General features: G+C 33.9%; 13 protein-coding genes. 7 read left to right on the plus strand and 6 right to left on the minus strand.

The features are described 5' to 3' along the window. Positions 1–180: 180 nt before the first annotated feature. The 6 genes from ACTYA4_RS20915 (at position 181) to ACTYA4_RS20940 (ending at position 5000) form a co-directional block, all read left to right on the plus strand. On the plus strand, positions 181–603 hold the full coding sequence (locus tag ACTYA4_RS20915; RefSeq protein ID WP_443482896.1) for an HIT family protein: 423 nt from the start codon (positions 181–183) through the stop codon (positions 601–603). Between the two features lie 256 nt (positions 604–859). Then, positions 860–1942 carry a 3-phosphoserine/phosphohydroxythreonine transaminase gene (gene serC, locus ACTYA4_RS20920; protein WP_443482895.1) on the plus strand — a complete coding sequence of 361 codons (1083 nt, stop codon included), beginning with the start codon at positions 860–862 and terminating at the stop codon, positions 1940–1942. A gap of 238 nt (positions 1943–2180) precedes the next feature. Further along, a complete protein-coding gene (locus ACTYA4_RS20925; protein ID WP_443482894.1) occupies positions 2181–2531 on the plus strand; it encodes a YtxH domain-containing protein in 351 nt (116 codons plus the stop codon). Positions 2532–3326: 795 nt separating this feature from the next. Then, positions 3327–3896, plus strand: coding sequence for an HTH-type transcriptional regulator Hpr (locus tag ACTYA4_RS20930; protein ID WP_445505855.1), 570 nt, complete (start codon positions 3327–3329; stop codon positions 3894–3896). A gap of 218 nt (positions 3897–4114) precedes the next feature. Beyond that, positions 4115–4660 (plus strand): DUF3267 domain-containing protein, encoded by a 546-nt coding sequence (locus ACTYA4_RS20935; RefSeq protein WP_443482892.1) that lies wholly within the window; start codon positions 4115–4117, stop codon positions 4658–4660. A gap of 160 nt (positions 4661–4820) precedes the next feature. Next, positions 4821–5000: a hypothetical protein gene (locus ACTYA4_RS20940; protein WP_443482901.1), complete on the plus strand. Its 180-nt coding sequence runs from the start codon at positions 4821–4823 to the stop codon at positions 4998–5000. 172 nt (positions 5001–5172) lie between these two features. Here ACTYA4_RS20940 and ACTYA4_RS20945 read toward each other — a convergent pair whose 3' ends face one another. Together ACTYA4_RS20945 and ACTYA4_RS20950 are read right to left on the minus strand one after the other, a co-directional pair. Further along, entirely contained in the window at positions 5173–5262 is a 90-nt protein-coding gene (locus tag ACTYA4_RS20945) for a YjcZ family sporulation protein (RefSeq protein WP_443482891.1), read from the minus strand. A 116-nt stretch (positions 5263–5378) separates the two neighbouring features. Then, positions 5379–5462 carry a YjcZ family sporulation protein gene (locus ACTYA4_RS20950; protein WP_443482900.1) on the minus strand — a complete coding sequence of 28 codons (84 nt, stop codon included), beginning with the start codon at positions 5460–5462 and terminating at the stop codon, positions 5379–5381. Positions 5463–5700: 238 nt separating this feature from the next. Here ACTYA4_RS20950 and ACTYA4_RS20955 point away from each other — a divergent pair, with 238 nt between their 5' ends. After that, positions 5701–6570 carry a peptidylprolyl isomerase gene (locus ACTYA4_RS20955; protein ID WP_443482890.1) on the plus strand — a complete coding sequence of 290 codons (870 nt, stop codon included), beginning with the start codon at positions 5701–5703 and terminating at the stop codon, positions 6568–6570. A gap of 393 nt (positions 6571–6963) precedes the next feature. Here the strand turns inward: ACTYA4_RS20955 and ACTYA4_RS20960 are convergent, their stop codons facing one another. From ACTYA4_RS20960 to ACTYA4_RS20975, 4 genes are all read right to left on the minus strand, one after another. Next, a complete protein-coding gene (locus ACTYA4_RS20960; RefSeq protein WP_443482889.1) occupies positions 6964–7164 on the minus strand; it encodes a sporulation YhaL family protein in 201 nt (66 codons plus the stop codon). A 66-nt stretch (positions 7165–7230) separates the two neighbouring features. Next, complete coding sequence (gene yhaM / locus ACTYA4_RS20965) at positions 7231–8178, minus strand: 3'-5' exoribonuclease YhaM (protein WP_443482888.1); 948 nt, start codon at positions 8176–8178, stop codon at positions 7231–7233. A gap of 97 nt (positions 8179–8275) precedes the next feature. Beyond that, positions 8276–11269 (minus strand): ATP-binding protein, encoded by a 2994-nt coding sequence (locus ACTYA4_RS20970; protein WP_445505856.1) that lies wholly within the window; start codon positions 11267–11269, stop codon positions 8276–8278. 18 nt (positions 11270–11287) lie between these two features. Continuing rightward, positions 11288–12493, minus strand: a complete 1206-nt coding sequence (locus ACTYA4_RS20975; RefSeq protein WP_445505857.1) for a metallophosphoesterase family protein — start codon at positions 12491–12493, stop codon at positions 11288–11290. Positions 12494–12632 lie beyond the last annotated feature (139 nt).

A 12632-nucleotide genomic window follows, 5' to 3' on the forward strand; every position in this document is an offset into this window, starting at 1 on the left:
CAAAATAACCTAGATATTAATTTAGAGTAGGGGCCTTGACAGTTTTGTTCATATCAGGAGGCTTGTCGCTCGCCCACGGAAAGCGAAGGGTATGCAGGCTGCGGGTTTTAAAGCAACATTCTTTTGCCGAGATAAACCTGCTATGATAAAATAGAGAAAAAAAGAAAGGGATGTATTGTTTTGAGCGAATGTATTTTTTGTAAAATAATTGCCGGAGAAATTCCATCTAAAAAAGTTTTTGAGAACGAACATGTAGTGGCATTTTTAGATATTAGCCAAGTAACAAAAGGACACACATTAGTGGTTCCGAAAACACATGTAAAAGATATTTATGAATTAACACCAGAAATCTCCAAAAACTTATTTGAAGCAGTACCGCAAATAGCTAATGCCATAAAAGACGCTTATAACCCGATTGGTTTAAATCTTTTAAATAATAATGGAGAACATGCAGGTCAATCTGTGTTTCATTATCATATGCATATCATTCCACGTTATGGAAAAGGCGATGGCTTTGGAGCTGTTTGGAAAACAAATTTTGATGCGTATACAAATGAAGAGCTTGGGGAAATTGCTGCCACAATTAAAGAAAAATTGTCATAAATTTTTTTCATACATAATTTATTATTTAATAAAAGCTTCTAGTCTTAAGAAGAAGCCTTATTTTATTTAATAGTAAGAAAAACAACATTTTTTTTTGTTTTATTGAAAAAATAATAAACAAAGAAAACCTTTTTAAAATAAAAAAATTTTTAAAAGGTTTTTTATTTTTTATCTGTACAAATTATCACAATTTGATAGTATTAGATTAGTCTTTTTAGTTTACCGCGATAGCGGATATGCATTGGGAGGAAATAAGATGAAACGCGCATATAATTTTAACGCTGGACCTGCCGCACTTCCAGAAGAGGTACTACAAGAAGCTCAAAATAGTTTGTTGAATTTTAATAATACTGGCATGTCTGTAATGGAACTAAGTCATCGCAGCAAAGATTACGAAGCAGTACATAATGAAGCGAAGGCACTTTTGACATCTTTACTTTCTATTCCAGAAGATTATGAAATTCTATTTCTTCAAGGTGGAGCGAGTCTTCAATTTTCAATGATACCAATGAACTTGTTACAAGAAAATAAAGTCGGGTATTATGCTTTAACAGGAGCTTGGTCTGAAAAAGCATTAAAAGAAGCTTCAAAAATTGGAGAAGCTGCTGTTACAGTATCAAGCAAAGAATCAAACTACACTTATATACCGGATTTAAAAGAAATAAAAGTTCCAGAAGATGCTGCGTATCTTCATGTTACTAGTAATAATACAATTTTTGGTACACAATGGCATGCATATCCAGAAGGATTAACTGTTCCTTTAATTGCAGATATGTCTAGTGATATTTTAAGTACTCCGATAGATGTGAAGCAATTTGATGTCATTTATGCGGGAGCTCAAAAAAATCTAGGACCTTCAGGTGTAACAGTTGTTATTATCAAAAAAGAGCTGATCAAAGCAAACTCTTCCTTACCGACAATGATGAGTTACGAAACACATGCAAGCAATAATTCATTATTTAATACACCACCTACTTTCGCTATTTATTTATTATCATTAGTATTAAAATGGGTCGAAAAACAAGGTGGCTTAGAAGGCATTGCTGCTATAAACGATAAAAAAGCTCAAGCATTGTATGATGTAATAGACAATAGCAACGGCTTTTACAAAGGTCATGCAGAAAAAGACAGCCGTTCAAAAATGAACGTTACATTTACTTTGCAATCTGATGAAATTACAAAAGATTTCCTACAACAAGCAAAAGAAGCTGGTTTTGTTGGACTTAATGGTCACCGTTCTGTTGGTGGATGCCGTGCATCCATTTACAACGCTGTTCCTTTAGAACATGTACAAGCTCTAGCTTCCTTTATGGAAAACTTTCAACAAAAAAATAGTTAATAAAAATGTGTCCTAAATGGGCACATTTTTTATTTTGGGAAAAGATTACGGAGCTACGCTTGATTTAAATTGTAATCATAAATGCAGGCTAATTCTTTACTTCATTGGTATCCGTTTGGAATGACTTCGTTCGCTCCGACTTTATCATTACTCTTATACCGCCTCTCTAAACTAACCTTACAATAGAAAAAATAGAAGAGAATGCGTTATAATAGGAAAAAAGAATGAGGTGAGGAAAATGAGCGGCAAATCATTTTTAACTGGATTTATTATTGGAAGTATTGCAGCAGGTGTAACCACACTCCTCTCTACTCCAGTATCTGGAAAAGAAGCTAGAAAAACGGTCTATGATAATACCAATGCCTTTTTGTCCAATATGGATGAATTAAAAACTAGCATCATCGAGATAAAAGACTCTATTACAACCGCTACTGTAGAAGGACAAGCAATCATTCTTTCTTTTGTTGAGGATCTTAAAGTTACATTAAACGATTGGAAACAGGAAATTAAACCACATCAAGAACAGCTGCAAATAGAATTAAAAGAGTTAGAAAATACAGTAAACGACCTAGAATCAAGCTTAAAATAGGCTTTAGCTCGGAGTAATAGTTAAAAATCAGAATAAAAGAAGGATCTGTTAAACGATAATATTGTTTATAGGAAGGGAATCTGCTAGACTCCTGTGGGAATGCGAGAAAGACGAGACCCCACAGGAGTCTATGCGACGAGGAAGCTCGACGCTTGCTAAACGGACGAAGTGTATTCAGGCTGCACGTTTAAAAGCAACAATCTATACGGAAACAGCCTTCAAATTAAATTTACCATCCCAAAAAATACCAACCAACTTAAAAAGTAAGATATTCTAACAAACAACCTTCTATTTTTAACGATAGGTATTACACAACCTCATTTTATGTAACATTCCCTAACATTATTAAAGGGAATAAGGATATAAAACTTATTTACATATAGTATTTTCGTTATCATATTATTAATTATCATTTTATACAAAATATAAATTATCTTTTGTATAGTTTTATAAAATATTCATTTTTCGTAAATCTCTCCTTCAATCTAATCCCCCTAACTATAAACATTTTTTTGAAAACAAAGGGATTATATGGAATAAAATATCCGATTTTAAACTTTTTTTAACAAATATCTATTTTTTTAGACAAATATTTTTTAACAATAAACACCAATATTGCTAGGTTATTTTATATTATTAATGTATTTTTATTAGCAATTGATAATAAATATTCATACCAACCGCTTTCCAATAAAAAAATTTATATTTTTAAAAATTTTGTATATTTTTATCTTTATTAATTTTTGTTTTATTGGCATAATGATTATAGACGATAGAAAAGTAGGTGAATTGGAGATGCAAGAAAGACAATACTCAATGAAGGAATCAATTTTATTTACACAAAGAATTGGACAACTTAGTAAAGCACTTTGGAAGTCGATCGAAAAAGATTGGCAAAACTGGATTAAGCCATTTGATTTAAACATCAATGAGCACCATATTTTATGGATTGCCTACCAGTTAAATGGCGCATCTATCTCTGATGTTGCTAATTTTGGTGTAATGCATGTTTCCACAGCATTTAATTTTTCAAAGAAGCTGGAAGAAAGAGGACTTTTAACGTTTTCTAAAAAAGAAAATGATAAAAGAAACACGTACATTTGTTTAACAGAAAAAGGGGAATCCTTGTTTTTAGACACTATGGCCGAGTATAATCCGAATAATAGTGCAGCCTTTTCTGCTGCATTACCGATTAAAGAATTATACGGAAAGTTTCCTGAACTGCTGGAAATGATGACAGTTGTTAGACATATTTACGGTGATGATTTTATGGAGATATTCGAAAAATCTTTCACTAATATTGAAGATTCATTTGTAGAAGAGAACGGGCAGCTTAGACAAAAAGAACCAGTGCCTGTTAAATAATAACAGACTTATAGATAGATAAAGGACTATTGAGCAGGAGAGCTATTCTTTCCTGCTTTTTGTGTTCAAATTTTTGGTTAAACTATCTAATAGTTAATAAGAAAAATTGAACATTTTATAAACTTAAAAAAACCTATTGATTTTTTATTATATTCGTCGTAAAGTATCAAAGTGAGTTGAATAAATTTGTAAATTTCTCCTTTTGGAGGTTGATGAATATGAACTGTTGGAAGACGATTAATATGAATAAACAATACGGTTTACAACGACTTTTTATCATATCATCTATAACGATGATTTTGACGTTTCTGTTTCTGTACGTACCAACAACTACTTATTTTGCCCAAAACAGTTTAAATGATAACTATTTTATCCTTTTTTTACTGTGTTTATTGTTTATTTATCCTGTTCATAAACTGCTTCATTTATTACCGTTGATTCCTTTAGGTAATAAAGTTAAAAAAACAATGGACGTTCAGTATCGCTTTTTTCCGATAATTAGCATTCGAGCAAGTGAGCCAATAAAAAAAGGTCATTTTCTTATTTCATCTGTTACACCTTTTATTGTCTTAAATATTACATTTATTGCTTGTTGTTTTCTGTTTACACATTATGTCCATTACTTTCTTATTTTATTTGCTTATCACTTTGGACTTTGTGTCCCTGACTTTATCCGAATGAAAAACCTTTGGAAGTCACCAAGCAGATGTTTTGTAGAAGAAAATGAAGATGGTTTTGAAATACTGATCAATAAAATTTCTTAATGAATGGTAATTACTCATAAAATAACTTAAATTCTCCATTTTTTCAAATGAATGGAACAGTTTATCCATCATTCAGAAGAGTTAATACTATCTTTTTATAAAGTTATTTGATATTGTAAGTAACATACAACCATTACGTTAGATAAGGAGGGAATCAATGATGATCTCCATTTTTATCATTTTAGCTATTCTAATATTGTACAATATTAATAGAATGACCAATGCTTTATGTTTACAAAAAGAGATTCCAGAAGAAAAACAACCAAAGGTGTTTCGAACCATTAATGTTCTAATAACGATTCTTTTGATTTCTTCCTATGTTGATATCCTTTTTAATTAAACATAAAGTTCCTCTTTCCTTCCGTTTAAGATGAAGGGTAAAGGAACCAATCGGTTTTTGACTAGCAGTTTCCCACCGCCTTCTTTTTATATAAAACTGAGGTGGGATCAAAGTACAAAAATTAGATAAAAAGGTGAGCAGATGCTCACCTTTTTATCTTTTATTACTGATCTTACAACCAAGAAGCTCCAATGATGATTAATAAGATGAAAAGAACGACTATTAAAGCAAAGCCCCCGCCGTACGTGCCTCCGTCTGACATGAAACCTCCTCCTCTCTCTTACTTTTAACTACAACTTTTCTTTTTCTAATCTCTTTTTACATATTTTTCGCAGCCACTTAGAAAAGACAATGACAATTAGTATGTTTTGGCAAATATTACAGACATGCAGCACCCACGATAATTAATAAGATGAACAATACAACGATTAAAGCAAAGCCTCCACCGTATGAATGACCCATAGTAACACCTCCTTTTAAGGTTGCTAACATATTGTATTCAATTAATGGTTATTCGTTTATATATATAGAAAAAAAATGCTTAACAAAGGACAGTTCCAATAATAACGATTTACCCATTAAACTTACTAATAAAATTCACCATTTTTGGCTAACATTATTACAATAACTTTTGCTCTTTTCACTATTTATGATATAGTAGGAATGTTGAAATCGAAAAACTAACTTGGGAGTGTTTAACTTGAAAAAATGGATATTATCCCTTACTTTAGCTGCAAGTGTAATCGGTCTTAGTGCATGCAGCAATGATGGATCCGAAGCAATTGTTAAAACGGATGCTGGGGACATTACAAAAAATGAACTATATGATGCAATGAAAGAAAAATACGGTGCAGCAGTTCTGCAACCATTGCTTTATGAAAAAGTATTAGAAAAGAAATATAATGTTTCTGATAAAGAAGTAAACGAGCAAGTAGATAAACTTAAAGGTCAATATGGAGATCAATTTTTAACTGTTATCAAACAATACGGATACAATAGTGAAGATGAGTTACGCGAGTTTTTTAAAACTGGATTACTACAACAAAAAGCAGCTGTTAAAGAAGTAAAAGTAACAGATGATGAAATTAAAGCATATTACGATGAGTACAAGCCTGAAATTAAAGCACGCCATATTTTAGTTGCTGATGAAAAGACAGCAAAAGAAGTAAAGCAAAAGCTTGATAAAGGTGAGAAATTTGAGGACTTGGCGAAGAAGTATTCTACCGACCCTGGAAGCAAAGACAAGGGTGGAGATTTAGGCTGGTTTGGCGCAAACGCAATGGTTCCTGAATTTGAAAAAGCAGCATATGCTTTAAAAGTAAATGAAATCAGCAATCCTGTTAAATCGGAACATGACTATCATATTATCCAAGTAACAGACAAGAAAGAAAAAGGCAAATACGAAGATGTAAAAGATAAAATGGCCTTTGACTTAAAAGTGTCCAAGCTGACGAATGAAGATATCAGCAAAGCAATGCAAAAAGAGATCAAAGATGCGAATGTAAAAATTGAAGATAAAGACTTAAAAAGCATTTTAGATACTCCTGCTGCTCCAGATACACAGAAATAAGAAAAGCGGAAGCGCCCTTGCTCATCGACAGAAAAAGCTGAGGTCCACAGGATGTGGATTACACAATCGTTGCCACAGGACTTGGCGGTTTTAGATTGTGTACCTTTCAGAGATAAAGGAAACACGAAGAGCTTAGCGATTCGATGTTGACTTATCGTAGACGAGGTGAGGGAAGCGTTGAAGTCGATAGGGCGCTGGAGCTAGACACCCATCAGACTTCAGAAAACTTATACTTTCTTATCTTTTAAAAAAAGGTCATCTATAGAGGGCTTCATTCCTCTTATAGATGACCTTTTTTATCCATATTAACGCTGCAGTAATGCCCATATTTCTAAGTGAAGCTCTGGTGGACTTTTTAACAAGATGAGAATTTAGCTTGCCGAAACAAGTTTATTAGTTTTCAAACACTTTTTCCTCTTTATTTTTATGTCTCCGTTCTTTTTCTCGTTCTAATCGTTTCATATATTCTTCACCTTCTCTTTCAATGCCTTCATTTTCCAGCTTTCTTTCTTCTTTGCCTGTTTTCACAGCCATAAAAGCACTGACGACAATGCCACCGAATACAAATAAAACCCACATAGGAATACTAAACATCGTAAATCTACTCCTTTACTAGTTATACTTCATCCTATGCTAGAAAAAGTAGATTATTCCATTGCATCATTTATGAAAAGTAGGTTTATAAAACGAGCGATTTTCCAATGGGAAAACCCGTTCTGTAAATTCACCTGGCTTCACTCTTTCCAACGCGCGATCGAGCATATTCATTTTTGCATCTAAATTGTCAATATAATGGATAATCTCTGCTTCTTTAATTAATGGCGCCTTTGGACTGCCCCATTCTGCTTTGCCATGATGAGACAACACAATATGTTGGAGGATCATCACTTCTTCTCCATGAATATCTAATTCTTCCGCTGCTTTGCCAATTTCATTCACCATAATCGTTATATGGCCTAATAAATTTCCTTCGACCGTATAAACAGTAGAAATCGGTCCAGAAAGCTCTAATACTTTTCCTAAATCATGCAATATAATGCCGCCATACAGAAGGTCTTTATCTAAGCTTGGATAAAGGTTCGCTATCGCCTTTGCCAAATCTAACATGCTGACAACATGGTAAGCCAACCCTGATACAAACTCATGATGATTTTTGGTCGCTGCTGGGTATTCCAAAAAAGCTTGTTGATATTTTTTCACTAAATGTCTTGTCATTCTTTGTATATTAGAATTTTGCATTTCAAATATATACTGCGTTATTTTTCCCATCATTTCATCTTGGCTTAGCGGGGCTGTTTCTAAAAAATCAGCTAATCGAACATTATCTTCTTTATTCGTTAATTTAATTTGGCGTATTCTTAACTGTAGTCTGCCGCGATAGTTTTGGATATCTCCATTAATTTTTACAATCGTCTCTGCTCGATAGCTTTGTTCATCACCATCTGTTGCATCCCAAAGCTTTGCTTCTATCTCTCCGCTTTTATCTTGAAAAATAAGTGTCATAAAAGGTTTGCCATTGCTTGCAATTCCTTTTGTCGCACTTTTTATTAATAAAAATAACTCAATTTGTTCTCCAACCTCATAATGGAGTACTCCTTTTTTACTCAATTAACTCCGCTCCCTTATATGGTATTTTTTCTATTTTTTCATTTGTTAAGAAACCGACATACCAAAAGTAGTATAACATGAAATGATTTACTATTTCTTAACTGCCATACTTTGCTTGTGCAACAGATAGATATAAAACTTCTTCCTTTTGAAAATGTTTCACAATATGAGGATGACAAGTAAAAAAAAGCAGCTGATTTTCCGCATTAGATTTTAGAAGCTGAATAACCCTGCTCGTTCTTTTTTCATCAAAATTTACAAAACTGTCATCGATAATAATTGGCAGCTGATATTTACGGTAAAATGTTTTGGCAAGCGCCAGTCTGATGGAAACATAAAGCTGCTCTGTTGTCCCTTGGCTTAATTCTTTTGCTTCAAAGAGCATTTGATCCTTACTTTCTACTAGAAAGCCTGCACCATCCTCTTTCGGAATAATCTTTTTATATTTTCCTTCTGTTAAATACGTAAAGTACTCTTCTGCTTTTTGCAGCATTTTAGGTAATTGTTTGTTTTTATACTGCTCGACGGTTTGCGAAAGGAACTGTTTTGCAACAGCATATTTTCCCCACTCTTTTGCCTCTTCCTCAAACTCTGCTTTTAATTGTTTATAGGAATGCAGCAGCTCTGTATATGTACCACCCGTTTCAACCCGTACAATATCAAAGTTTAATTTCGCCAACTCTTCCATCCATTGTTTGCTTTTTACAGCCATTTCTTTGATTTGCTTGTCCTTCTGTTCTACTTCCATTTCTGGTTCTTCTATCGTCCTATATTTAGCTATTTTTTCATTTTGGAAAGCGGAGCGGTCTAATTGCAGCTGTATTGCTGCAAGCTCGGCCATGTATTGTTTTTTCTCTTCGTCTAATTTGGCCCGTTCTCGAAAGCTTTCCTCATTATCTACTTCTGCAAGCTGAAATAATTGCTCCTTTTCTGATAAGTAGATCGATAACTCTGCTTCGTATCCTTCTATATCTCTCTTATATTCCGCTTGTTTTCTAGCGTTTTCATTCCAGCGAATTTTCTTTTCATTTTCGTTTTTTATCGCCGCTTTCAAATGAAAGCACATATTTTGTATGCTGTCTGCTTTTTTTGGAAAAAAAGCTTGATACAGCTGAATAATCGTTTGCTCTATTTCCTTCCTGTCTGTCTCTATTGCCGCTATTTCTTTTTGAATACGATCTCTTTCTCTGCTTTTATTCTTCCATTGTTCTAATAATAAAAAAGCATCCTCAATAAAATGCATGGCCACGTCTTCTGAAATGCCAATATCTTTTCCTAGCTTTTTTAAATGTACTTCAAGCTCTTTCATATCCTGCTCCCATTTTTCAAAACCTCGAAGCACTTTTTCATAACTTTCGTTTTGCTGCTCTAATTTCACCTTATATCTCGTCAATTTTTCGCGGTTATCATCATCTTCTTTCAGTGTTTGTATTACGTAAGATAGATTACTGTTTTCTTTTTTATCCAATATGTTTTGAACAGTTTGCCATTCCTTTTTTACTTCCTGTAATTTTTTAAGTAATAAGGAATATTCCCTTTTGTATTGCTGCCTGCTGCGAAACAGCAACACCCCTCCAATAAAGCTTGCTATTAAACCAACAAACATAAACAAGCTGTTATCGTTCCAAACTCCTAACACTGCTGTAATCAGCCAAAAAAGAGTAAAAATGCTCCATTGCACGATTTCATTTTTTCTCTTTTTTTGATTCTGTTTTAATTGCTTTTTTATGTCGCTTAGCTCTTTTTCAAGAAAGCCGCTTCTTTCTTTATAAAAGGAATACTTATGGACAGCATCAGCCTGTTCTTCTAATTGTTTTCTTTTGTCGCTCGATAATAGTACTCTTTCTTGCTCTTGGGCGTCTTTTTCAAGCTTTTCCAACAACTTTTGCTCTTCATTTAAACGATGATCCAACTCTTCCCTTTGCTCTTTTAACCGCCTTTGTTTTGCATTCGCATGAGCACATTGTTCCTTTAAAAAAACACTCGTATTGCTTTTAATCAGTTCATCTTTATTTACGATATGCAGTTTTTCTTCTATTACTTGAAGCTCTGCTTCTATTGCACTCGCCTGATTTAGCAGCGAGTTTATCCGGCTCGTCCACTGCTCAGCTACAGGGAGCTTTTCCATTGCATAGACAATTTCTCCCTCTTTATCCAGCAAACAAAAATCTGGTGCCAATTCCTTCTGTTCTTCTTCTATCTTTTTTAATTTGTTATCAATATGCTGCATGCTGCTTTCAATCGCAAGAATTCGTTCCTTTGTTTTTTCCCATCTTTTTAAACCATCCAACGGAAAGGATGATTCTTTGTAGCGTTCTAATTGTGTTTTTAATTGGTTGCTTTCATTCACAATAGGTTTTATTTTGATCCATTCTTCTAAAAGACGTTTCTCTTTTTCTACCTCTTCTTTCGTTTCCTCTGCTGCTTTTAACGATTCTTCTATGTTTTGTCTTTGCTCAAGCAGCTGTTCATATTGACTATTCGTTTTTTCTGCTATTTTTAACTGTCGATGCTTTTCTTTTAAAGACACTAATTTTTTATTAAGCTGCGGTTTTTTCCCATTCGGCCTAAATCGTTGATCTAATTCCTTCTGTAAATCATTTTCTGCTTTTAATAAGGCATCAGAACCAACTATACCTGTTGAAAACAAAAACCTTCCAAGTTCCTCACTTTTTAATTGATGAATATTTTGCAAGCCTTGAAGATTAAAAGAAAAAATAGACTGAAATAACCCTTTATCTACTCCCCTCAGCAGCTCTTCCAACAATTCCTCCTGTCCTCTTCTGCCATTTTCCAACGTAACGGTTACATCTCCTTGCGCTTTTCCCTTTACGCGTTCAATGGTGGCCAATCCATGTTTAGGAAAAAAGACCGTCATTTTCCCTCCATACTTATACTGGTGCTTCGGTTCATATCTAAGTTCTATTTGCTGTTTTGTCGGGAAACCAAATAAGATGCTATGAATAAAACTCATGATAGTCGATTTTCCTGCTTCATTTTCACCAAAAAAAACTTGCAAGGAATCATCAATTGCAAATGACTTATTTTCCAACTTGCCGTAGCCATAAATCGTCATCGATCGTATAAACATTACTTCTTCACCTCCCACCTATTCTGAATAAAGTAATTGAATCAACAAATGCTCTGCTTCTTCCGCCAAATTTTTTTTATCCTCTTCTGTCAACTCTTCCAAAAAACGGTGGGCAGCTGGATTGTGATAAAGAGAAGCAACGCCCTTTTCCACGGCCATTTTATCCTCCGCTACTGTAAAAAGCTCTTTGTAAAAATCTGATTCATTAATTAAATTGTCTTTTATCCAAGTCGTGTTTTCGATTATTTTCAGTGAAGAAACCCACACAAACTGTTGATCTTCTATTTCTTCCTCCTGCAGGATTTCTAGTAATTCTGCAGGAAGAACCGTTTCATGAATGCTCAAATTAATGATTTCAAAAAAAAGAATACTAGAATGGCTTGCTGTTCTTTCTGCGTCCATTTTTTGCTTGCATAATATTAAAAGTTCATCAAATGATTGTACCTTTGCTGCATCAATTTCTATTTTTCTCCAAATAATATCTGCCGTTGCGAAAAATTCCAATTCTGTTCCTTCTTCGCTTAACTGGACAAAATAGGCGCCTTTTTCGTCTGTTTCTTTTTTATGTCTGCCTTGAATATTGCCTGGATAAACAATAGGAGGATATTGTTGAAGAACCTCTCTTTTATGTATATGACCAAGAGCCCAATAATCCATTAATTTAGAGGTTAAATCATGTAAATGGAAGGGAGCATACGGACTGTGGTCAGTTGAGCCTTCGATGCTGCCGTGCAGTATCCCTATATGAAAATCTGCATTATTCTCTTTTTTATACAAGTCAATTTTCCGGTCATAAATATGTCTTGTTTCATAACTAAACCCATATAAGGAAACAGTCGTTGTTCCTGTTGTATACACTATTTGTGTTACGTCCGAAGGGAAGATGTGCACATTATCAGGCCATTTTATTTGTACCCAGCTTCCACTTAAGTGATCGTGGTTTCCATGAACAATAAAAACAGCAATATCCTGTTTTTGGAGGCGTTCCAATTCTTTTTTAAAACGGATTTGCGCTCTGATGCTTCTATCTTCCACATCATAAATATCCCCTGCAATAATAATAAAATCTACTTGTAAAGCAATTGCTTTGTCCACTAGATTAGTAAATGCCGCAAAGGTGCTTTCTTGCAATCTTTTTTTAATAGAAGAAGGTAAATCTCTAAGCCCTATCATTGGACTATCTAAATGCAAATCTGCACAATGAATAAAGGAAATCTCTTTCATTCTGCTTCTCCTTCCATCTTTTTCTTCTATTTTATCACGTCAAAAAAACGAATGCACGTTCTTATATTTTCTTATTAATTGGCTCTGTTAAACTTGCCTGTTGATTTTCGCTTCAGGCGTTCGCTTTCCGCGGGCGGTC

Source organism: Niallia yueguangensis, from assembly GCF_052663115.1.